The sequence below is a fragment of the Psychroflexus curvus genome (assembly GCF_020164585.1).
GTDB classification, from domain to species: Bacteria; Bacteroidota; Bacteroidia; order Flavobacteriales; family Flavobacteriaceae; genus Psychroflexus; species Psychroflexus curvus.
This window is the reverse complement of record NZ_JAIQZF010000004.1, coordinates 359,056-382,341: the sequence shown is the minus strand read 5'-3', so window position 1 is coordinate 382,341 and position 23,286 is coordinate 359,056. Positions and strand designations below refer to the sequence as shown.

The following is a 23,286-nucleotide window of genomic DNA, read 5'->3' as shown; positions in this document are numbered from 1 at the left end:
TTATTACAATAATTCTTTAGCACTTGTATTATGACAAGAAATAATGATAAGAATACACAAAAGAGATTTAATAAAATCTCTATAGGTTTATCTTCTCCGGAAAGTATTCTAGCCGAATCCAGAGGTGAAGTTTTAAAACCTGAAACTATTAATTACAGAACACACAAGCCAGAAAGAGATGGACTGTTTTGTGAACGAATTTTTGGCCCTGTCAAAGATTATGAATGTGCTTGTGGAAAATATAAAAGAATACGCTACAAAGGAATCGTTTGTGACCGATGTGGTGTAGAGGTTACCGAGAAAAAGGTAAGAAGAGACCGCGTTGGACACATCAATTTAGTTGTTCCTGTAGCTCACATTTGGTATTTCAGATCATTGCCAAATAAAATTGGATACCTTCTTGGAATTCCTTCCAAGAAACTCGACATGATCATTTATTATGAACGCTATGTCGTTATTCAACCAGGGGATGCGAAGAACGAAGAAGGAGAGCCGCTTAAGAAAATGGATTTCTTAACTGAAGAAGAATACCTGAATATTTTAGATGGACTTCCTCAGGAAAATCAGTACCTAGACGATGACGATCCTAACAAGTTCCTCGCTAAAATGGGAGCTGAATGTTTATTGGAAATTCTAAAGCGTCTAGATTTAGATGAGCTTTCTTATGACCTCAGACACAAAGCAAACAACGAAACTTCCAAGCAGAGAAAAACGGAAGCTCTAAAACGTCTTCAGGTTGTTGAAGCGCTTAGAGATTCTAAAAACAACAGAGAAAATAATCCTGAGTGGATGATCATGAAAGTGATCCCTGTAACTCCACCAGAATTAAGACCTCTTGTTCCTCTTGATGGTGGTCGTTTCGCGACATCAGATTTGAATGACCTTTACAGACGAGTGATTATCAGAAACAATCGTTTAAAGCGATTGATGGAAATAAAAGCTCCGGAAGTTATTCTTAGAAATGAGAAGCGTATGCTTCAGGAATCTGTAGATTCTCTATTTGACAACACAAGAAAATCTTCTGCTGTTAAAACGGATTCTAACAGACCACTGAAATCGCTTTCTGATTCCCTAAAAGGAAAACAAGGACGTTTCAGACAAAACCTTCTAGGTAAGCGTGTGGATTATTCTGCCCGTTCTGTCATCGTCGTTGGACCGGAAATGAAAATGTTCGAATGTGGATTGCCTAAAGATATGGCAGCAGAACTTTACAAGCCTTTTGTGATCAGAAAACTGATTGAAAGAGGAATTGTAAAAACTGTAAAATCCGCTAAGAAAATAATAGACAAAAAAGAGCCTGTAGTTTGGGATATTCTTGAAAACGTGTTAAAGGGACACCCTGTGTTACTTAACCGTGCTCCAACCCTTCACAGACTTGGCATACAAGCTTTTCAGCCAAAATTGATTGAAGGTAAAGCTATACAGTTACACCCATTGGTTTGTACTGCCTTCAATGCCGATTTTGACGGTGACCAGATGGCGGTGCACTTACCTTTAGGACCAGAAGCTATCCTGGAAGCTCAACTCTTGATGTTGGCATCACACAGTATTTTGAATCCTGCTAATGGATCCCCAATTACTGTACCTTCTCAGGATATGGTTCTTGGATTATACTACATGACCAAACCAAGATCATCTACTCCGGAAGAGAAAGTGAAAGGAGAAGGTCTTAAGTTTTACTCTGCAGAAGAAGTCAATATCGCCTATAACGAGAAGCAGGTTGACTTAAATGCTTTGATCACTATCAGAACTAATGATGTTGATGAGAACGGTGAGATTGTCAAGAAAAATATTGAAACGACTGTTGGACGAGTTTTGTTTAATGAATCTATTCCAGACAGTGTTGGTTTCATCAACGATGTCATGACTAAGAAAGCGCTTCGTGATGTTATCGCAAGAGTGCTTAAGAAAACATCTGTCCCTGAAACCGCTGAGTTTCTTGATGAGATCAAAAGTCTTGGATACAACTTCGCCTTTAGAGGTGGATTGTCTTTCTCTTTAGGTGATATTATTATCCCTGAAGAAAAACAATCTATGATTGATGATGCTAACGAGCAGGTAGAAGGCGTTATAGGAAACTATAACATGGGTCTTATCACCAACAACGAGCGTTACAATCAGGTTATTGATATCTGGACGGCGACCAATGCTAACTTGACAGAACTTGCTATGAAGCGAATTCGTGAAGATAAGCAAGGGTTCAACTCGGTATACATGATGCTTGACTCTGGTGCAAGGGGGTCTAAAGAACAGATTCGCCAGTTAACCGGTATGCGTGGATTGATGGCTAAGCCTAAAAAATCTACATCTGCTGGTGGTGAAATTATTGAAAACCCTATTCTTTCCAACTTTAAAGAAGGTCTGTCGATTTTAGAATACTTTATATCTACTCACGGTGCACGTAAAGGTCTTGCCGATACTGCACTCAAAACTGCCGATGCGGGTTATTTAACGCGTAGACTGGTAGATGTTTCTCAGGATGTTATCGTAAGAGAAGAAGATTGTGGAACATTGAGAGGTATTGAAGTTTCAGCATTGAAGAAAAACGATGAAGTAGTAGAAAGTCTTGGTGAACGAATCGTAGGTAGAACAGCATTGAATGATATCGTGGATCCAATTTCACAGGAACTTCTTGCGAATGCTGGTGATGAGATTCTTGAAGATGCAGCTGATAAGGTTGAAGCTTCAGCTTTAAACTCTGTTGAAGTGCGTTCTCCATTAACCTGTGAGGCTAAACAAGGTATTTGTGTGAAATGTTACGGTAGAAACTTATCTACCAACAAAACTGTACAACGCGGTGAAGCTGTTGGTGTAGTCGCCGCTCAATCTATTGGTGAGCCAGGTACACAGCTAACCTTAAGAACCTTCCACGTAGGTGGTATTGCAGGTAACATATCAGAAGAAAATAAACTTGAAGCTAAATTTGACGGTGTAGCAGAAATCGAAGATTTAAAAACTGTTGAAGGTCAGAATAGCGAAGGAAAGAAAATTGATATCGTTATTTCGAGAACTTCGGAAGTTAAAATTATAGATAAAAAATCTGGAATTGCTTTAAGTACAAACGTTATTCCTTATGGTTCTGAATTGATGATTAACCCTGGCGATAAAGTCAAAAAAGGTGATGTCATCTGTAAGTGGGATCCTTATAACGGTGTGATTATTTCAGAATTCTCTGGTAAAATTGAATTTGAAAACATCACACAAGGTCAAACTTTCGAGGTTGAAAGTGATGAGCAAACTGGTTTCCAGGAGAAAGTAATTATAGAATCTAAGAACAAACGTAAGATTCCAACACTTCACATTAAGAATAATGATGATGAAATCATGAGATCTTACAACTTACCAGTTGGAGCTCACTTGATGGTAGATGATGATGAAGAAATCAAAATCGGAAAGATTTTAGTGAAAATCCCTAGAAAATCATCTAAAGCAGGTGATATCACAGGGGGTCTTCCACGTCTTACAGAATTGTTTGAAGCGAGAAACCCTTCAAATCCTGCTGTAGTAAGTGAGATTGACGGTGTGGTATCTTTTGGTAAAATCAAAAGAGGTAATCGTGAAATCATTATAGAATCTAAACTTGGTGAAGTCAAAAAATACCTGGTCAAACTTTCTAACCAGATTCTGGTACAGGAAAATGACTATGTAAAAGCTGGTATGCCATTGTCAGATGGTTCTGTAACTCCAGAAGACATCCTGAACATTAAAGGCCCAAGTGCAGTTCAACAATACTTAGTGAACGAAGTTCAGGAAGTATATAGATTGCAGGGGGTTCAAATTAATGACAAGCACTTTGAAGTTGTCGTAAGACAAATGATGAGAAAAGTAAGAATTCAGGATTCCGGTGATACTATATTCCTAGAAAATCAACTGGTGCATAAAGAAGATTTCATTGAAGAAAACGATAATATTTTCGGAAAGAAAATCGTAGAAGATGCCGGAGACAGTACTGCGCTTAAGCCCGGACAGGTTGTTACTTTACGTGAATTGAGAGATGAAAATTCAATCCTGAAACGCGAAGACAAGCAACTGGTTACGGCACGTGATGCTGAATCTGCAACTGCAGCGCCAATATTGCAGGGTATTACTAGAGCTTCTCTACAGACCAAGTCCTTTATCTCGGCTGCTTCCTTCCAGGAAACAACCAAAGTACTAAACGAAGCTGCGGTAAGTGGTAAAGTGGATTACTTGGAAGGCTTGAAAGAAAATGTAATCGTTGGACATAGAATTCCGGCGGGTACAGGATTGAGAGAGTTTGACGATATCATTGTAGGGTCTAAAGAAGAACTGGCCTCAATGATGGAGAAGAAACAGGAAGTGAATGTAAACTTTAATTAACCATGAGCGATCAAGACGATAAAAAGCAGCAGAAGCTCAATATCCAAATAGATGATGACGTGGCACAGGGGATTTATAGTAACCTGGCCATCATCAATCATTCACAAACTGAGTTTGTTTTGGATTTTGTGAACATCATGCCTGGGTCTCCTAAGAATAAAGTGAGATCTAGAATCATACTTACGCCTCAGCATGCTAAGCGCCTGTTGAGAGCTTTGAATGATAATATCAATCGTTTTGAGAAAAGCCAGGGACCGATTAAAGAACAGGAAAAAACCAATATTCCAATGAATTTTGGTGGACCTACAGGAGAAGCTTAACCTTCTCTTTTAAGTCCGGATATAAAAAAATCCCTCAAATTAAGTTTTGAGGGATTTTTTATTTGAGTTTTTTTGCTTTAACCCCTATTCAGCTTCAAAAGCGGTCAAGTCAAATGCTATTTTCATTTCATCGCTTACAAAGTTATCTCCAAGATTCTCAATAAAAGACTTAGACATAAACTTGATTCCCCACTCAGTTCTGTCCAAAATAATATCATCAGAAAGTAATACAAGCGAATCATCAGCTTCATTCATAGAAACCTGAACTGGGAAAGTGATGTTCTTTGTGGTGTCTTTCAAAGTTAAATTTCCAGATAACATGGTTTGATTTTCAACCGTATTGACGCCTGTAATTTCAAAGTTAGCTTCAGGATATTTCGTGGCATTGAAAAAATGATCTTCCTTACCATTTGAATATCCCATTAAATGGTTTTCCAAATCCTTTTTATCCTGACCTTCCAAGTCCAGTACGTCAACGCTTGTCATGTCAATAACAATAGTGCCGCCTACTAATTCATCACCATTGGCTGTCAAAGTTCCTTCTGACAGAGAAACTGTTCCATTGTGTTCTCCGGCTGGCTTCGATCCTATCCACTTAATCTTAGACTGATCTACATCAACCTTATAAGTTGTTGCCATTTCTGAGGTTTCTGCGGTTTTTTTCTCATCAGAAGTTTCAGTTTTCTTGTCGCTTTTACAACTTAAGGCTAGTGCTATCAATGATAAAACTAACATTGAATTGATTACATTCTTTTTCATTTTTTATTTGTTTTGATTTTAAAACAACTATCCAAAAACATTCCACACTTGCGGTATGTCATTATGGCATTAAAGTGCAATTGGCAACACATTTGCCAATTGATTAATAAATAGTAAGACATGAGTGATAAGAATATAAAATCAGAAGACAAAGAACCAGTTGACGCTAAAGTCGATGAAGGTCATACAGAAACTTCTGAATCTCAAAATGATGACACATCTTCAACTGAAGGTCAGGAAGATACTGCTGAGGCAACTGAAAAACAGCTTTCTAAGGAAGAGCAGTTACAGCAGGAACTCGATGCTAAAGATGACAAGTACCTGAGATTGTTTGCGGAATTCGAAAATTACAAGCGCAGAACTTCTAAAGAGCGTATCGAACTGTTCAAAACTGCAAGTCAGGATGTAATGCAGTCTATGCTTCCTGTTCTTGATGATTTTGATAGAGCTATGCTGGAGATCAAAAAATCTGAGGACAATTCACTTGTTGAAGGTGTCGAGTTAATCAATAATAAACTTCGAGAAACCCTTAAAAACAAAGGTTTAGAGGTGATGCCAGTAAAAGCAGGAGATGTTTTTGATTCTGAATTACATGAAGCAATTACACAAATTCCAGCACCAAGTGACGACATGAAAGGCAAAATTGTAGATGTTGTTGAAAAAGGATATACTTTAGGTGACAAAATCATACGTTATCCAAAAGTAGTCACGGGAAAATAAAAAATTATGAAAGAAGATTATTATGACATATTAGGCTTATCTAAAGGTGCATCACAAGCTGAAATCAAGAAAGCATATCGGAAGATGGCTATCAAATTCCATCCCGATAAAAATCCCGATGACACTGAAGCTGAAAACAAATTTAAGAAAGCTGCCGAAGCTTACGAAGTTTTAGGAAATGAGCAGAAAAGGCAAAAGTATGATCAATTCGGTCATGGTGCCTTTGATGGATCTCAAGGCTTTGGCGGCGGAGGTATGGATATGGACGATATCTTCAGCCAATTTGGCGATATTTTCGGCAGTGGTTTCGGTGGAAGAAGTCAAGGGTTCTCCGGTTTCGGAGGAGGCTTCGGCGGTGGCGGAAGACAAAGAGCTAAAGGCGGCAATCTAAGAATAAGAGTGAGTTTAACCCTCGAAGAAGTAGCTAAAGGTGTAGAGAAAAAAGTCAAAGTTTCTCGTAAGAAAAAGCCATCAGATACAACCTTTAAAACCTGTACAACCTGTAAAGGATCTGGCCAGGTAACGCGGGTAACCAATACTATCTTGGGTAGAATGCAAACCGCTTCACCTTGTACAGCCTGTGGAGGTTCTGGTCAAATCATAGATAAAAAAGGTCAGGGTACCGATGCTCATGGTTTGAAGATGACGGAAGAAACGGTTTCTATCAAGATTCCAGCCGGCGTTGAAGACGGTATGCAATTGAAAGTTGGAAACAAAGGAAATGAACCTGTAGGAGACGGAGTTCCTGGAGATTTGATTGTTTTAATTGAAGTCAAAGATCATGAAACTTTGCAGCGTGATGGTGAAAACTTACATTACGACCTTTACATAAGCTATCCTGAAGCTGCTTTAGGAGGAAGTAAAGAAATTGAAACCGTAGGCGGTAAAGTGAGAATAAAAATTGAGCCTGGTGTACAAGGCGGAAAGATTTTAAGACTTAGAAATAAAGGTCTTCCTAATCTTAATGGTTATGGTATTGGAGATTTGCTTGTCCACATCAATGTATGGACACCTCAAACTCTATCCAAGGAACAAAAGGAATTTTTTGAATATAACTTAAAAGATTCTAATTTTGAACCTGATCCAAAAAAGTCGGACAAATCCTTCTTTGAAAAGGTAAAAGACATGTTTTCGTAACTTAGTTAACAAAATATTATATATATTTGAACACCGCTTTTTTTTAGCGGTGTTTTTCTTTTTCATAGCAATTTTTTTTCCCACCCTGCTTTTTGTAGGGTGGGTTTTGTTTTTTTAAAGCTTTACTATTTAAATTGGTTTCTACTGAGCTTTTAAAATATTCTAAAAAAAGTAAAGTAGATGCTCTATAACTTCTGATATAACTTATATTTAATTCAAAATACACAGTTATGCCAACACTACTCATTATCGAAGATGAAGATGCTATACGTAGAGTTTTAAAAAAAATATTACTTGAAGAAGAAAATAAATATGATATCGACGAAGCTGAAGATGGTTTGTCAGGTGTAGAAATGATTAAAAAAAATAAATATGACCTGGTGCTCTGTGATATCAAAATGCCGAAAATGGATGGTCTGGAAGTCTTATCCGCTTGTCAGAAATTACAGCCAGAGCTCCCCGTTGTTATGATTTCTGGTCATGGAGATCTTGAGACTGCAGTCCAAACCATGAGAATGGGAGCATTCGACTATATTTCTAAGCCCCCCGATCTCAATCGTTTATTGAACACAGTCAGAATTGCTTTAGATCATACCCAGTTAGCAAAAGAAAACAAACAGCTAAAAAAGAAAGTTTCCAAACAATTTGAGATGATTGGGAAGTCAGAGGAACTCGACCAGATTAAGTCGATGATCGACAAAGTGGCTCCTACCGAAGCCAGAGTTTTGATCACTGGAGAAAATGGAACTGGTAAAGAGCTTGTGGCGCACTGGCTCCACGAAAAAAGCGATAGAAATAAAGGCCCTTTTATAGAAGTGAATTGTGCTGCAATTCCCTCAGAATTGATAGAAAGCGAATTGTTTGGTCACGTTAAAGGTGCTTTTACCTCAGCCAATAAAGACAGAGCCGGAAAGTTTGAAGCTGCCAACGGGGGAACTATTTTTCTTGATGAAATCGGTGATATGAGCCTTTCAGCTCAGGCCAAAGTGTTGAGGGCTTTACAGGAGAACAGAGTACAGCGTGTAGGTAGCGATAAGGATATAAAAGTAGATGTGAGGGTTATTGCTGCTACCAATAAAGACCTTAAAGATGAAATCGACGGGAAAAGATTTCGAGAAGATTTATACCATAGATTAGCTGTGATTATTATCCATGTTCCAGCGCTTAAAGACAGACGAGCAGATATTCCTGAGCTCATCAAACATTTTACTGAAAAAATCGCTAAAGAACAGGGGACAAAGCCTAAGGTCTTTGAGCCTGAAGCCATCTCGCTTTTAGAACAGCTCAACTGGACAGGAAATATAAGAGAGTTACGTAACGTTGTCGAACGATTAATCATCTTAGGTGATCACAAAATAACAGAGGCTGATGTGAGAAGATTCGTTCAGATAAAAGCTACTTAGACTCAGGTTTTGGTGGGGTATATCTTAAAAAATACATCGTGTCACCACTTGGGTGTTCCCATTCTTTAAGGACTTTGAAGCCATATCTCCTGTAAGCTATACTCACTTTTCTGATGCGGGTTTCTGCGTAGATGGGAAGCTGTAGTGCTTTAGAAATACGGTACATTTCATCTTTCATTTTGTAAGGAGTCTTATCGCTTGTATTTCCTCGGGCATCTGGTAAAATACCCCAAAACCAGCAGTATAAAAATTCACCTTCGTTTGGTCGCTGTTTCCTGACAAACTTCTGAGATTTTAAAGCTTTTAAGCCTTTTTTGATGCCAGTTACGTTTAAAGCAAGCTTGAGGTCCTGAATTAAACCTGACCAAAATCCGTCACCTTTACCATCCATTTTAAAAAAGATAGCTATGCCTCTGCCATCGTCAGAAACCAATAAGGCATCTTTTTTAATGGCTTTCTCTACCATGTGTCTGGCTAAAAAAAGAAACCTCTGCTCTTTTTTAGAATCGTCTTTTACGATTTCCATGGATGTAGGAATTTCCTGCAACAATGTGGATACATGTTGAATTATTTCTTCCTTGTCAAAATCTTTTTTCAAGTCTCTTTATTTTCAGAATGAATTTTCAAATATAAAGTAAATCTATCATCTTAAAAGCTAAATCTGTTTTCTTGACGAAACTGGCATTTGTAATAAGACTAATATTTAAGAATTAAATCATCAGTCACAATTCTATATTCTAATCTCAAAGTGTACTTTTGCTTTCTGAAAAAAGCAGGCTTTGAACCTATCGATTTACACCAAAGAATTTTCTAAGAACTTTAGTTTAGCCTTGCCTATTATGCTGGGGCAATTAGGTCATGTTTTGGTTGGTTTCGTCGATAATTTGATGATAGGGAAACTTGGAGCAGCCCCTCTGGCAGCCGTCTCTCTGGGTAATACGCTTATCTTTTTCGCTCTTTTTCTTGGTATCGGGTTTAGTTTTGCGATCACACCACTTATTGCCGAGGCCGACGGAGAAGGTGATGCTAAAAAAGGGCGTAGATATTTTCAGCATGGTCTTGTGATGTGCACTGTCAATGGCATAGTTTTATTTCTCTTACTTTTATTAGTAAAGCCAATTCTATACCATCTCGATCAGCCAAAAGATGTGGTTGATTTGGCTTTGCCCTATCTGGATATCGTTGCTTTTTCTTTGATTCCCCTAATGATTTTTCAGGGGTTTAAGCAATTTGCAGATGGACTTTCATTGACCAAATATGCGATGTACGCTACTATTTTATCGAATGTAGTCAATGTCATATTCAATTATTTATTGATATACGGAATTTGGTTTTTCCCTCGGCTGGAATTGGAAGGTGCCGCGATTGGCACATTAATTTCCAGGGTTTTTATGCTGATTTTGCTTTACCTTATCTTAAGCAAAAGACCGAAATTGAAATCTTATTTTATTCTGATGAAAAAGTCTTTGGATAAAGCTATTTTCAGGAGACTTGTCAATTTAGGTTTCCCAACTGCTTTACAAATGTTGTTTGAAGGAGGGATTTTTACAGCAACCGTCCTGCTGGCAGGAACTTTAGGAACCAAAGCACAGGCTGCCAATCAAATCGCCCTTAATCTGGCTTCCATGACGTTTATGATTGCTGTCGGGCTAGGCGTTACTGCTACCATTAGAGTGTCCAACCAAAAAGGGAAGCGGCAGTTTAAAACCTTAAGAGATGTTGCCTTTTCAATTTTCCTGCAGGTATTTTTGATTGAGGGTGTTTTTGCTCTTGGTTTCATTCTTTTGAAAGGCTTCTTACCCACATTATACATAGATGATACTGAAGTCATTATACTTGCTTCACAGTTGTTGATTATCGCAGCGCTTTTTCAACTGAGCGATGGTCTGCAAGTGGCGATTCTTGGTGCCTTACGGGGGCTTCAGGATGTGAAAGTGCCAACGCTTATATGTTTTATTGCCTACTGGCTTATTGGTTTGCCCGTTTCCTATTTCACAGGGAAGGCTGAAGTTTTGGGGAGTATGGGGATTTGGTTAGGTTTGCTTACTGGTCTTACAGCTTCAGCGATTATGTTGTACATCAGATTTAATATGCTCTCCAAAAAACAAATTCTTACTTTTGGAGAAAATAAACTAACAACCACATGAAATTACCGAGATTTATATTAGGTGATAATACAGATTATCCCGAATCGATATTCATTATTCACACAGAATTTCCAAGGTTTATCATCGACTTAAAAACAGATGATATTGAATGGTTTGAAGATTTTGATGTTGAAAATGAAGAAGAAATGGTGGAAGAAACCAATAACTTAATCAAAGAAGCTTCCGAGTTTTACGATAGAGAAGTGGACCGTTACCAATAAATAATATATGCTGGAACAACTTCAGAATTTAGACAGAGACTTATTTCTTTACCTCAATAATCTTGGAGTTAAAGAATGGGACTGGTTTTGGGTGTTTATTACCGAGAAAGAAGTTTCGATTCCTTTATATGGTATTCTTTTACTTATAATTTACAAAAAGACAAAATTAAGGGGTTTAGCAATCACAGTTGTAGTAGTGGCTTTAATGATCACATTCACAGACCAGCTGTCCAATTTATTTAAGGATACTTTCGAGCGATGGAGACCCTGTAACGAAGCCTTTATGGAATATGGTAGGTTTCTGGCAAAACGCTGCGGCAAATACGGTTATTTTTCTGGCCATGCCATTAGTTCTTTTGCTGTAGCCACCTTTATCTCTAATTTGCTTAAGCCTTATTATAAAAATGTATTTTACTGGATGTTTTCATGGGCCATCCTGATCACTTATAGCCGAATTTATATCGGTGTGCATTACCCCGGAGATATTATTACTGGTGGTTTGTTTGGAATAGTAGCAGGGTTTTTATTCTTCAAACTACATCAATATCTAACCGGTAAATTCAATAATGACTACAAGCAAAAATCTTAGGATTTAGCTTTATTTAGAAGATATTCTGCCGCTTCAAAAGGACTTAAGTCCTGACCCTGAATTTTCTGCAGGATTTTCGGAAATTCAGCCTTGATAATTTCATTTTGATAGAATTCTTTTTTCAAAGAATCTTCAATGCTTTGTGTGAGCCAAAATTTATTTTGACTAGCTCTTTTCTCTTCAAAAAATCCATTGCCTTTTGCTTTTGAAAAGTAATCGGAAAGCATATTCCAGACGTTTTCGATGCCTTCGTTTTTTAAAGCACTGGCAAGTTTCACTTTTGGTTCCCAGCCATTAGCCTTTGAAGGATACATATGTAAAGCACGATTGAATTCAACTTTTGCTTTTTTAGCAGCTTTTATATTTTCTCCATCTGCTTTATTGATGACAATAGCATCAGCCATTTCAATAATGCCGCGTTTTATACCTTGCAATTCATCACCAGCTCCAGCGAGTTTTAATAGTAAAAAGAAATCCGTCATGCTATGAACAGCGGTTTCGCTTTGTCCAACACCAACGGTTTCTATGAGCATGATGTCAAATCCAGCAGCTTCACACAGCAAAATGCTTTCCCGTGTTTTTCTGGCTACACCGCCTAAAGACTCCCCGGAAGCTGTTGGGCGGATGAATGCATTGGGGTGCTGAACCAGCTTCTCCATACGCGTTTTATCTCCCAGAATACTTCCTCTGGTCACCGAGCTGGAAGGGTCCACTGCCAACACGGCAACCTTATGCCCTTTTCCCGCCAGAAGTAAGCCTAGTTGCTCTATAAACGTGCTTTTTCCTACACCCGGAACACCCGTAATCCCTATTCTTAAAGACTTATTGGAATGCGGCAAACACGACGATATAATGGTTTTTATGTCTTCAGCATGCCGTTTACTTCGACTTTCAATGAGCGTTATCGCCTGACTTAAGTTAGTTTTATTGCCATTTAAAATACCTTCAATTAATTTTTGAATGTCTTTTGATTCCCTTCTTAAAGCCTTAATCTTTTCTGCGGACGACTGACTCAGATTGAGGTTTGGATCGCTTTTAGTTTCCTTAAGCGCAGATTTTCTATTTTTGGACGAAGACATAATTTACATTTAGTACAAATTTATGAATTCATTTTTTTACTGAGCTCTTGTACTTAGTATATTCGATAAAACTAAAAATAAAACACATGAAAACACTTTATACAGCGAAAGCTACAGCGACTGGAGGAAGAAAAGGTCACGTAAAAACAGAAGATGGTCCTATAGATATGCCATTGAGTATGCCTAAAGGCCTTGGTGGTGACGGAGGCGATGGAGTTAATCCAGAGCTGCTTTTTGGGTCAGCTTACTCAGCTTGTTTTGGAAGTGCTCTAAGTTTGGTGGCAGAAAAGCACAAAGTTGATTTAGGTGATTTTAGCGTTACTGCTCATATTAGTATCAACCAAGAAGAGGACGGGAATCTCCTGTTGTCAGCAGTCTTAGACTCTTACCTTCCTGGTGTAAGTGAGATTGAAACAGCCGAAACCTTAGTTAATGAAGCTCACGTCGTTTGTCCGTTTTCCAGAGCAACTCGAGACAATATCGATGTGACGCTAAATATTTTGAGAGACGAGTAATAATCACATCATTTTGAATACTTTAGAACCCCAATGAAAGTTGGGGTTTTGTTAGTTAAAAACTCAATGCTTATTTTTTATGCTGAATCTGATAAAAAATCACCTCAGTCCTAAGTTTTTCTCCATACTTGGTCCTTCTTATTCTGAGAGTGATTACGTTTCCTTGGACCTTTCAGATCAAAAAACTTCAGAGCTAAACATTGATTTGTCTACTGAATTTGCCCTTCAGGAGTATCTGAAGATGTATCTGACATCCAGAGATGCTAAAGCAGCTATTGGTGGATATTTAGAGAAAAGAAGCCTTTACGACCGAAGCTCCTATTTTGGAGAAAACTCTCGTTCTCATAAAAGAAACATCCACTTGGGTGTAGATGTCTGGGCAGAAGCCGGAACTCCCATTTATACTCCTTTACCCGGTAAAATCCATAGTCAGAGGGATAATTTAAACTTCGGGGATTATGGGCCTACGATAATTCTGGAACATGACTTAGGGGGTCTTAAATTCTATTCACTTTATGGTCATTTATCCCGAGAATCCTTGCTTAATTACAAGGTAGGAGAGGAGGTTTCAAAGGGACATCCAATAGCTTATCTGGGTACAAACGAAGTCAACGGGAATTACGCACCCCATTTGCATTTTCAACTTATTCTGGATATGGACGATAAAACCGGGGATTACCCGGGAGTATCTTCTGAAAGTGATTTGGATTTTTACAGGAACAATTGTCCAGACCCTAATTTCTTACTCAACTTTAAATCTTAAAATTCAACATTAGTTAAAGCTTTTGTTTTTCAGTATATTTGCAAAAAAAATAAAAGACTTGAAACTACATATAATTAACGAGACGTCTAAGTTGAAATCTGTGATTTTAGGCATTGCCAATTCCATCGGCCCACAGCCGAAAATTGAGGAAGCTTATGATCCCAAATCTATACAACATATCAAAGAAGGAACTTATCCTGAGGAAAAGGATATGATAAAGGAAATGGAGCAAGTAGCAGCCGTCCTAAAAAAACACAATGTAGAGGTATTAAGGCCTCAGATTATTGAAGATTATAATCAGATTTTTGCCAGAGATATCGGTTTTGTGATTGAGGATAAATTTATTCATGCCAATATTCTGCCAGATAGAGAAAAGGAGATTAAGGCCATCGGTTATATTTTAAAAAACATCTCTGCTGATAAGGAAATAACACTTCCGGAAGATTGTCATGTAGAAGGTGGCGATGTCATGCCTCACGGCGATTATATTTTAGTTGGGACGTATAGAGGAGAGGATTATTCAGATTTTATTACGGCAAGAACCAATATGGAAGCTGTTGAAGAATTGCAGCGTTTATTTCCTCATAAAACTGTGAAATCCTTTAACCTTAGAAAATCCAATACAGATCCTAAAGCCAATGCTCTCCATCTGGATTGTTGTTTTCAGCCTGTTGGTCAAAACTATGCAATCATTCATAAAAACGGATTTTTAGAAGAAGAGGAATACAACTGGTTAGTCAGTCTCTATGGAAAAGAAAATGTATTCGAGATCAACGCTGAGGAAATGTACGAGATGAATAGCAATATATTTTCCATTTCCGAAACTGTTGTTATTTCAGATGAACATTTTAAGCGCTTGAATGAATGGCTTAGATCAAAAGGAATTCAGGTGGAAACCGTAAATTATAGAGAAATTGCCAAACAGGAAGGTTTATTGAGATGCTCAACTTTACCTTTGATAAGAGAATAAATGAAATCGACCTGATTAAATTAATCCTTACTTATCTAACGTAAAGATTAATTTAATCATCAAAATCACATCTGCACGACTGAACTATTCAGGCAGGGGTGACCATTAAAAAAATAAACCCATGAAACAGATTACAGATACGTTAGTGATGATTCGCCCCGTTAACTTCAGAATGAATGAAGAAACAGCAGTGAATAATTATTTCCAAAAAACAACTGAAGACCTTCAGGAAACAGTTAATAAGAAAGCTCAGGCAGAATTTGACGCTTTTGCAGATAAATTAAAGTCAGTTGGGGTTCATGTTATCGTGATAGATGATATCGCCAGTCAGGATTCGCCAGACTCTATTTTTCCAAACAACTGGGTGTCTTTTCATGAAAATGGAGACGTTGCCTTGTATCCTATGTTTGCCAAAAACCGACGTGTAGAGCGCCGTGAGGATATTTTCGAGAAGATAGAAGCCGAAGGCAGATTCATCAGAAATTTTGTGGATTATACTTCAGCAGAATTGGAAAATGTATTCCTGGAAGGAACTGGCAGCTTGATTTTGGACAGACAAAATAGAAAAGCTTACTGCGCCTTATCGCCTAGAGCTGATGAAGATTTGATCATTGAATTCTGTGAAGATTTCGAATACACCCCTATCATTTTTAATGCTTACCAAAGCCATGAAGGTGAGCGTTTGCCTATTTATCATACCAATGTGATGATGTGCGTTGCAGAAGAATTTGCTGTTATTTGTCTTGATACCATTGATGATAAGAAAGAGCTAAAACTCGTTGCAGACAGTCTTGCTCAGGACGGTAAAGAAATCATTAGCATTTCTGAAGAGCAAATGAATAATTTTGCCGGGAATATGCTTCAGGTGCAGGGTGAAACTGAAAAGTTTTTAGTGATGAGTAAGGCAGCTCATGATTCGCTTACCGAAAAACAAATTCAATCTATAGAAAAGCATTGTAAAATTTTGAGCAGTGATTTAACGACTATCGAGACTCATGGAGGAGGTAGCGCCAGATGTATGCTTGCCGAGGTTTTTATACCTAAGGCTGAATAATCTAAGGCAAATACGTTTATTCTTCAAAGATTTTAGGCTAAATGAAGTAATTTTTTTGGACTTCACTTAATAAAAAAAGCCATCTGTATGAGACAGATGGCTTTTTGCTTAATTCGCTTCTTCGCTTATAAATTTGATTCGATAGAGTCGCAGTTCTTCTTCGTCATAGTCTCCGTCAAATTCTTCAATGGCCTCATTGATGCTGTCGGATTCAGCTTCTAAGAAATACTCGTGAATTTCTTCTTGCTGGTCTTCGTCCAAAATATCATCTAACCAGTAATTGATATTGAGTTTGGTTCCGCTAAAAACTATGGCTTCCATTTGTTTGATGAAATCTTTCATCTCAAAACCTTTACCCTGGGCAATATCTGTAAGCGGTAATTTTCTATCGACGTTTTGTATGATGTAAAGTTTGTTGGCACTATTGGCACCAGTGCTTTTCACAACCAGGTCGTCGGGTCTTAAGATTTCATTTTCCTCAACATAATTTTGAATAAGGGAAATGAATTCTTTTCCAAATTTCTTAGCTTTTCCTTCGCCCACACCGTGAATGTTGACAAGCTCTTCAAGGCTTATCGGGTATTTTAAAGCCATGTCATCGAGCGAAGGGTCTTGAAAAACTACAAAAGGAGGGACTTCTTTCCTTTTAGCAATTTTCTTTCGCAAATCCTTGAGCATCTTTAGCAATTTTTCATCAGTCGCCCCAGTAGGTTGAGAAGAGGAGCTGCTAGATGTTGCTTTGCTAAAATCATTATCTTCTGTCATCATGAAAGAAGTTGGGTTTTTTAGAAAGTCTTCACCTTTAGGAAGGATTTTTACAACCCCATAGGATTCTAACTCTTTTTTGAGCATACCCGATATAATGACTTGTCTTAGCAGAGCTGTCCAGTAACTAGCTGGTTTGTCTTTTCCAGCACCAAAAACATCTAAGCTTTCAGCTTTATTAGATTTAATAAGCACATTCGTTTTTCCGGAAAGGGTATGCACAATTTCTTTAGACTTGAAAAGCTGGCCGGTTTCTTTTACTGTCTTGAGGATAAGTAATACATCCTCCTTAGCTTCTTTTTTGCTTTTAGGATAACGCACATTGTCGTCCATATCGCCGCCTTCACCAGTTTCGTTGTCGAATTCCTCTCCGAAATAATGAAGGATATATTTTCTTCTGGAAATAGAACTTTCAGCAAAAGCAACAACATCCTGCAGCAGCGCATGACCAATCTCCTGCTCAGCAATAGGCTTACCACTCATGAATTTCTCAAGCTTCTCAATATCTTTATGGTTGTAGTAAGCAATACAGTGACCTTCGCCGCCATCTCGGCCAGCTCTTCCGGTTTCCTGATAATAGCTTTCAATACTTTTTGGAATGTCATTATGAATCACAAACCTAACGTCCGGCTTATCAATTCCCATCCCGAAGGCAATGGTAGCTACCACAACATCAATATCCTCCATCAGGAACATGTCCTGATGTTTGCTTCTTGTTTTAGCATCCAGGCCAGCATGGTAAGGAACTGCTTTAATCCCATTGACCTGAAGATTTTGACTGAGTTGTTCTACTCGTTTTCTGCTTAAACAGTAAATAATACCACTTTTACCAGAATTCTTTTTAATAAATTTTATAATGTCAGAGTCTACATCGTCAGTTTTAGGACGAATCTCATAATATAAATTAGGTCTATTGAAAGAAGCTTTAAAGGTATTTGCATTTGGAATCCTCAAGTTTTTGAGAATATCTTCCTGTACCTTAGGCGTAGCAGTAGCTGTAAGTCCAATGATTGGAATATCATCACCAATACGCTCAATAATATTTTTCAGGTTTCTGTACTCTGGTCTAAAGTCGTGTCCCCATTCTGAAATACAATGTGCCTCATCTATAGCTAAAAATGAAATGTTTTCCTCTTTTAGAAAATCGATGTATTCAGTCTTAGTCAGAGATTCTGGAGCTACATAAAGCAATTTAGTGATTCCAGCAGATATATCTTCTTTGACTTGCCTTACCTGAGTTTTATTCAGTGATGAATTCAAAACGTGAGCTACGCCTTCGTGTTCCGAAATGTTTCTTATGGCATCCACCTGATTTTTCATCAGTGCAATAAGAGGAGAAACCACAATTGCAGTTCCTTCTTTTATCAAGGCAGGGAGTTGATAGCATAGTGACTTGCCGCCGCCAGTTGGCATAATGACAAATGTGTCTTCGTTGGCGATGATGTTTTTTATAACACTTTCCTGTAGCCCTTTGAATTCGTTAAAACCAAAGTATTTTTTTAACTCTTGATGTAAATTGATTTGTTCCAATTGAAATATTACTATTTAGTTTTATTTACCTTTGCAAAATTAAATATACGCATTCTTTAAGGGCGTACAATAATTAAATATATTAATTTATGGAAGATGTAGCAATACAATCTTATGCTAAGGAAATTATCGAATTAGAATCCAAAGCAATAGAAAACCTTGGGCGTTTAATTGATACTTCTTTTTCTGATGCTGTAAATATAATATATAAATCGAAAGGTCGAGTTATTATAACAGGCGTAGGTAAAAGCGCTATCATAGCCACTAAGATTGTTGCAACTCTTAATTCTACGGGTACACCAGCAGTTTACATGCATGCTGCAGATGCTATACATGGAGACCTTGGAACAATCCTGAGAGATGATGTTGTGATATGTATCTCCAAAAGCGGCAATACACCAGAAATTAAAGTTTTAGCACCGCTTATAAAGAATTTTAAAAATACGCTGATTGCCATAACAGGTAATAAAGACTCATTTCTTGGACAACAGGCAGATTTCGTTCTCAATTCTTTTGTTGAAAAAGAAGCCTGTCCAAATAACTTAGCTCCAACAACAAGCACCACAGCTCAGTTGGTTATAGGAGATGCCCTGGCTGTTTGTCTATTGAAATTAAGGGGGTTTTCCAGTGATGATTTTGCAAAATTCCATCCTGGAGGGGCCTTAGGCAAGACCCTTTACCTTAGAGTGAGAGATATTACCTCTCAAAATATGAAGCCTCAGGTAACACTCACTACCCCCTTAAAAGATGTTATCGTAGAAATCTCTAAAAACATGCTTGGAGTAACAGCTGTCATAGACCAGGATGAGGTTGTTGGAATTATCACTGATGGTGATCTTAGGCGAATGTTAAGTTCTACAGAGGATTTCACCAAACTCAAAGCAAAAGACATCATGTCCAGAAATCCCAAGACCATAACTAACTCTGCAATGGCCATAGATGCACTAGAACTTTTAGAAGAAAATGATATCACTCAGCTCATCGCTTTAGATTCTGGGAAGTATGCTGGAGTGGTTCACCTTCATAATTTAGTTAAAGAAGGTATTATATAATATGGCAAAGTCTAAGACCAAAAAAAATCCAGACGACATGTCTTTCCTAGACCATCTTGAAGATTTAAGATGGCATTTGCTGCGGGCAACTTTAGCTATAATGATAGGAGGGGCAATAGCTTTTGGGATGAAATCTTTTATCTTTGATGTTGTTCTTTTTGGACCAAAACAATCAGACTTTTATACCTACAGATTGCTTTGCAACATCTCTGAATACTTCAATATGCAGGAAAGTTTTTGCTTTGATGAACTTCCCTTCAGGATTCAGAGTAGAACCATGGCAGGCCAGTTTAGTGCCCATATCTGGACTTCTATAACTGCAGGGTTTATTATCGCATTCCCTTATGTTATTTACCAATTCTGGGCATTTATTGCACCAGGATTACAGTCTACGGAGAAGAAGTCTGCCAGAGGTTTCATCTTTGTCACTTCATTTTTATTTTTTCTTGGGGTCCTGTTCGGTTATTATGTCATCACTCCCTTATCAGTTAACTTTTTAGGAAGCTACACGGTAAGCACAGAAATTTTTAACGACTTCGACTTAAGCAGCTATATAGGTCTGGTTAGGGCTTCCGTTTTGGCAAGTGGTCTTATATTTGAACTGCCAGTTATCATTTATTTTTTAACTAAAGTTGGTTTGGTAACGCCAGAATTTTTAAGAAAAAACAGAAAATATTCACTGGTTTTTATATTGATTATTTCCGCTTTAATCACTCCGCCAGATATTGCAAGTCAGGTGATTGTAGCCATTCCAGTTTTGGTTTTGTATGAAGTAAGTATCTTTATTTCCAGATTTGTAATAAGAAAAGAACGTAAAAAAGAAAAGCAAAAAAACAAATAAATAATTATGATTGATTTAGTTGATGAATTTGAGGCTTACAGAGCCAGAATGAATGGTAAAATTTTAAATGAAAACAATAAGGTCTTAAAGCGCATATTTAATCTGGACACCAATTCTTTTGCAGAAGGTGCTTTAGATGTGAAAACAAAAGAGCTTCTAGGTCTTGTGTCTTCGTTGGTTTTAAGATGTGATGATTGTGTGAAATATCATTTAGAGTCTTCTTATAAAGAAGGTCTTCAAAGAGATCAGGTTGTAGAAGCTTTAAGCATAGGAACACTAGTTGGCGGAACCATTGTAATTCCTCATTTAAGAAGGGCTTTTGAATACTGGGAAGCACTTGAAAATAAGTTTGGCAAAACAGAATAAAATCTAATAGATTGTATGAAATCCTTATACCCACTTATCATAAGACTTTTTGCTTACGCAGGTCTGATGTTTTTAATGTCACTTGTCATTCAGTTTGACTTTGCTGAAGGAGAAGTCAAAGAAGATTCTTTAATCGAAATCACGCAGGAAATCATTTTATTAATCGGCTCTTTACTGTTGATTGGATTCAGCTCAAAGGCAAAAGATTTTAAGATTTTTAATCTTGCGTTAGCCGGTTTTCTCGGAGTTCATGTCGTAAGAGAATTTGATTTTTGGCTAAACACCCAGCTTTTTGATAAAGCGTGGCAGGCGATTTCGCTTGTTATAGTAATACTGGTGTTGATCATGGTTGTGAGGAACTGGAAAAAATTAGTTTTTGAAATTGCTGCAATTTCAAAAACCTATGGATTTGCTTTTTTCTTTTCTGGACTCGTTATCTTACATGTCTTTTCCAGACTTTACGGTCGTAAATTGATGTGGATAGATTTGCTTAGAGATACCCATGACAAGTATGTCATTGAAGAGAATGGGGAGAAAATTATACCTCTGAGAGATTTTATGAGGCCTGTGAAAGATGCCTCAGAAGAAAGTATTGAACTTTTAGCTTATTCCATAATGCTTATAGGTGTGGTGGAGATGATTATCTTTGGAATAAAATCGTCTAGAAAAATAAATTAATGAGCACTCATCAAGCAACTTTAAGAGCAGAAAACCTGGTTAAATCCTATAAAAGCAAACAAGTTGTTAAGGGCATCAGTTTAGAAGTTACCCAAGGAGAAATCGTTGGTCTTCTGGGACCTAATGGAGCTGGTAAAACCACTTCGTTTTATATGATTGTGGGTTTGATTAAACCCAACGGGGGTAAAATATATTTAGATAAAACCAACATCACCAAATATCCCATGTATAAAAGAGCTCAAAATGGTATTGGGTATCTTGCTCAGGAAGCCTCTATTTTTAGAAAATTAAGTATTGAGGATAATATCATGAGTGTTCTTGAGCTTACCGACCTCAACAAAAATGAACGCGAAGAAAAAATGGAAGCGCTCATCAGTGAGTTCGGTTTGAATCACATCAGAACCAACAGAGGAGACTTACTCTCTGGAGGTGAAAGGCGACGCACCGAAATTGCTCGCGCTCTGGCAACCGACCCTAAATTCATTTTGTTGGACGAACCCTTTGCAGGAGTAGACCCTGTGGCAGTTGAGGATATTCAAAAAATTGTCGCTCAGCTAAAAGATAAAAACATTGGAATTTTGATCACCGATCACAATGTTCAGGAAACTCTAGCGATTACCGACAGGACGTATCTTATGTTTGAAGGTGGAATCTTAAAACACGGTGAACCTGAAGACTTAGCCAATGATGAAATGGTAAGAAAAGTGTACCTGGGGCAAAACTTTGAACTTCGAAAGAAAAAAATATTCAAATAAATATTAAACTGAGGTCCATTATTATAATCACAAATTCAAAATAATCGAACTCAGGCTCTTAAGTTTTTTGTTTCTTTTTCTCTGCCGCAGGAAATAAAATATTATTCAAGATAAGTCTGTAACCAGGAGATTTTGGATGTAATTCCAGTTCAGTTTTTGGATCTCCCACACGATGCTGATAATCCTCTGGATCGTGACCGCCATAAAAGGTAAAAAAGCCTTTCCCCATTATACCGTGAATGTACCTTGCTTCATCGTTCAGCTTATTTTTTCCCATCACCAAAATATTAGATTTGATGTGATCTGGGCTGAAAGCTGTGGTTTGTCCCATAAAGCCTTTGACCACTGCCGTATGATTTTGGCATAACATCGTAGGAATCGGATCCCATTTGGCTGAGTAATCCATCAGGGTGAAATAATCTTTAGATTTCGGAATAGTCCTTCTCTCGGTCATGTCGATAGAGGAATATTCGTAAACCATCGGGCTTTTCTCCAAGATAAAATCAGTAAAAGCAAAGGTTTTGGAGTAATCAATTTTGTTTTGATACCCTGCTTCAGACGGATCACCATCAAACATAGGTTCGCAAATGTCTACACCTTCTGCAGAAAGGGCAATATCAAAAGAATCTGTCGCACTACACATGGCAAACATAAAACCACCGCCGACCACATAGTCTTTTATTTTTTGAGCCACAGCCAGTTTTTCCTTGGATACTTTTTCATAACCTAATGAATTGGCTAAAGCTTCAGCTTGCTTTTTTTCCTCAATATACCAGGGGGCGGCTCTGTAAGCCCTGTAAAATTTACCGTACTGCCCGGTAAAATCTTCATGATGAAGATGAAGCCAGTCGTACAAAAGCAACTCATCATTAAGCACTTCTTTGTCGTAAATCGTTTTGTAGGGGATTTCAGCAAATTCCAAAACCATAGTCACTGCATCATCCCATGGCGCATTTCCCTGTGGAGAGTACACAGCTATTTTAGGGGCTTTCTCGAGCAATACAGACTCCATATTTTGAGAAGGACTGTTGATGGTTTTTAAAATTTCTTCTGATGTTGAATCGGATATCACTTCAAAGGAGACTCCTCTGATGGTGCATTCCCGTTTAAGGTTTTCAGAAAAAGGAGAAAGAAAAGAGCCACCTCTGTAATTGAGCAGCCATTGGACTTTCTGATTTTTTTCTAATAACCAGTAAGATATTCCATAGGCTTTTAAGTGATTGTCCTGAGTTTCATAATCCATAGGAATCAAGATAAAGTTGGAAAATCCGTTCCAACTTATCA

22 protein-coding genes are annotated in these 23,286 nt (G+C 37.7%); 17 read left to right on the top strand and 5 right to left on the bottom strand.

What is annotated here, in order from left to right; translation table 11 throughout:
• Nucleotides 1-30: 30 nt before the first annotated feature.
• Together rpoC and LB450_RS08285 are read left to right on the top strand one after the other, a co-directional pair.
• Nucleotides 31-4,338, top strand: a complete 4,308-nt coding sequence (gene rpoC / locus LB450_RS08290; RefSeq protein ID WP_224487449.1) for a DNA-directed RNA polymerase subunit beta' — start codon at nt 31-33, stop codon at nt 4,336-4,338.
• Between the two features lie 2 nt (nt 4,339-4,340).
• A complete protein-coding gene (locus LB450_RS08285; protein ID WP_224487448.1) occupies nt 4,341-4,658 on the top strand; it encodes a DUF3467 domain-containing protein in 318 nt (105 codons plus the stop codon).
• A gap of 84 nt (nt 4,659-4,742) precedes the next feature.
• On the opposite strand, the gene LB450_RS08280 is transcribed toward LB450_RS08285, so the two are convergent.
• A complete protein-coding gene (locus tag LB450_RS08280; RefSeq protein WP_224487447.1) occupies nt 4,743-5,417 on the bottom strand; it encodes a YceI family protein in 675 nt (224 codons plus the stop codon).
• A gap of 120 nt (nt 5,418-5,537) precedes the next feature.
• On the opposite strand from LB450_RS08280, the gene LB450_RS08275 reads away from it, so the two are divergent.
• The 3 genes from LB450_RS08275 to LB450_RS08265 all read left to right on the top strand — a co-directional run bounded on the left by LB450_RS08275 (nt 5,538) and on the right by LB450_RS08265 (nt 8,677).
• The gene (locus LB450_RS08275) at nt 5,538-6,137 is read left to right on the top strand and encodes a nucleotide exchange factor GrpE (protein ID WP_224487446.1); all 600 of its coding nucleotides are present in this window, start codon (nt 5,538-5,540) and stop codon (nt 6,135-6,137) included.
• 6 nt (nt 6,138-6,143) lie between these two features.
• Nucleotides 6,144-7,274: a molecular chaperone DnaJ gene (dnaJ, locus tag LB450_RS08270; RefSeq protein WP_224487445.1), complete on the top strand. Its 1,131-nt coding sequence runs from the start codon at nt 6,144-6,146 to the stop codon at nt 7,272-7,274.
• Between the two features lie 230 nt (nt 7,275-7,504).
• Nucleotides 7,505-8,677: a sigma-54-dependent transcriptional regulator gene (locus LB450_RS08265; protein WP_224487444.1), complete on the top strand. Its 1,173-nt coding sequence runs from the start codon at nt 7,505-7,507 to the stop codon at nt 8,675-8,677.
• Here LB450_RS08265 and LB450_RS08260 read toward each other — a convergent pair.
• Entirely contained in the window at nt 8,670-9,275 is a 606-nt protein-coding gene (locus LB450_RS08260; protein ID WP_224487443.1) for a hypothetical protein, read from the bottom strand. The genes LB450_RS08265 and LB450_RS08260 overlap by 8 nt on opposite strands.
• 181 nt (nt 9,276-9,456) lie before the next feature.
• On the opposite strand from LB450_RS08260, the gene LB450_RS08255 reads away from it, so the two are divergent.
• The 3 genes from LB450_RS08255 to LB450_RS08245 are packed head-to-tail and all read left to right on the top strand — an operon-like array spanning nt 9,457 to nt 11,634.
• Nucleotides 9,457-10,824, top strand: a complete 1,368-nt coding sequence (locus LB450_RS08255; protein ID WP_224487442.1) for an MATE family efflux transporter — start codon at nt 9,457-9,459, stop codon at nt 10,822-10,824.
• A complete protein-coding gene (locus LB450_RS08250) occupies nt 10,821-11,045 on the top strand; it encodes a hypothetical protein (protein WP_224487441.1) in 225 nt (74 codons plus the stop codon). The genes LB450_RS08255 and LB450_RS08250 overlap by 4 nt, the downstream gene beginning before the upstream one ends.
• A gap of 7 nt (nt 11,046-11,052) precedes the next feature.
• A complete protein-coding gene (locus LB450_RS08245; protein ID WP_224487440.1) occupies nt 11,053-11,634 on the top strand; it encodes a phosphatase PAP2 family protein in 582 nt (193 codons plus the stop codon).
• On the opposite strand, the gene meaB is transcribed toward LB450_RS08245, so the two are convergent.
• Nucleotides 11,631-12,713 carry a methylmalonyl Co-A mutase-associated GTPase MeaB gene (meaB, locus tag LB450_RS08240; RefSeq protein ID WP_224487439.1) on the bottom strand — a complete coding sequence of 361 codons (1,083 nt, stop codon included), beginning with the start codon at nt 12,711-12,713 and terminating at the stop codon, nt 11,631-11,633. The genes LB450_RS08245 and meaB overlap by 4 nt on opposite strands.
• Before the next feature lie 86 nt (nt 12,714-12,799).
• On the opposite strand from meaB, the gene LB450_RS08235 reads away from it, so the two are divergent.
• The 4 genes from LB450_RS08235 to ctlX all read left to right on the top strand — a co-directional run bounded on the left by LB450_RS08235 (nt 12,800) and on the right by ctlX (nt 16,015).
• Entirely contained in the window at nt 12,800-13,228 is a 429-nt protein-coding gene (locus LB450_RS08235) for an Ohr family peroxiredoxin (protein ID WP_262902909.1), read from the top strand.
• Between the two features lie 79 nt (nt 13,229-13,307).
• Nucleotides 13,308-13,991, top strand: coding sequence for a peptidoglycan DD-metalloendopeptidase family protein (locus LB450_RS08230; RefSeq protein WP_224487438.1), 684 nt, complete (start codon nt 13,308-13,310; stop codon nt 13,989-13,991).
• Between the two features lie 58 nt (nt 13,992-14,049).
• Nucleotides 14,050-14,961, top strand: a complete 912-nt coding sequence (locus tag LB450_RS08225) for a dimethylarginine dimethylaminohydrolase family protein (protein WP_224487437.1) — start codon at nt 14,050-14,052, stop codon at nt 14,959-14,961.
• Between the two features lie 121 nt (nt 14,962-15,082).
• Complete coding sequence (gene ctlX / locus LB450_RS08220) at nt 15,083-16,015, top strand: citrulline utilization hydrolase CtlX (protein ID WP_224487436.1); 933 nt, start codon at nt 15,083-15,085, stop codon at nt 16,013-16,015.
• Nucleotides 16,016-16,123: 108 nt separating this feature from the next.
• Here ctlX and recQ read toward each other — a convergent pair whose 3' ends face one another.
• Complete coding sequence (recQ, locus tag LB450_RS08215) at nt 16,124-18,310, bottom strand: DNA helicase RecQ (RefSeq protein ID WP_224487435.1); 2,187 nt, start codon at nt 18,308-18,310, stop codon at nt 16,124-16,126.
• 89 nt (nt 18,311-18,399) lie between these two features.
• Here recQ and LB450_RS08210 point away from each other — a divergent pair, with 89 nt between their 5' ends.
• From LB450_RS08210 to lptB, 5 genes are read left to right on the top strand one after another with little or no spacing between them, the layout of a single operon-like run.
• The gene (locus tag LB450_RS08210) at nt 18,400-19,362 is read left to right on the top strand and encodes a KpsF/GutQ family sugar-phosphate isomerase (RefSeq protein ID WP_224487434.1); all 963 of its coding nucleotides are present in this window, start codon (nt 18,400-18,402) and stop codon (nt 19,360-19,362) included.
• Nucleotide 19,363: 1 nt separating this feature from the next.
• A complete protein-coding gene (gene tatC, locus LB450_RS08205; protein ID WP_224487433.1) occupies nt 19,364-20,203 on the top strand; it encodes a twin-arginine translocase subunit TatC in 840 nt (279 codons plus the stop codon).
• A 6-nt stretch (nt 20,204-20,209) separates the two neighbouring features.
• Entirely contained in the window at nt 20,210-20,569 is a 360-nt protein-coding gene (locus tag LB450_RS08200) for a carboxymuconolactone decarboxylase family protein (RefSeq protein ID WP_224487432.1), read from the top strand.
• A gap of 15 nt (nt 20,570-20,584) precedes the next feature.
• Nucleotides 20,585-21,247: a hypothetical protein gene (locus tag LB450_RS08195; RefSeq protein WP_224487431.1), complete on the top strand. Its 663-nt coding sequence runs from the start codon at nt 20,585-20,587 to the stop codon at nt 21,245-21,247.
• Nucleotides 21,247-22,002: an LPS export ABC transporter ATP-binding protein gene (gene lptB, locus LB450_RS08190; protein WP_224487430.1), complete on the top strand. Its 756-nt coding sequence runs from the start codon at nt 21,247-21,249 to the stop codon at nt 22,000-22,002. Before LB450_RS08195 ends, lptB begins: the two co-directional genes overlap by 1 nt.
• 58 nt (nt 22,003-22,060) lie before the next feature.
• On the opposite strand, the gene LB450_RS08185 is transcribed toward lptB, so the two are convergent.
• A complete protein-coding gene (locus tag LB450_RS08185; RefSeq protein ID WP_407692573.1) occupies nt 22,061-23,245 on the bottom strand; it encodes an asparagine synthetase B in 1,185 nt (394 codons plus the stop codon).
• Between the last annotated feature and the right edge of the window lie 41 nt (nt 23,246-23,286).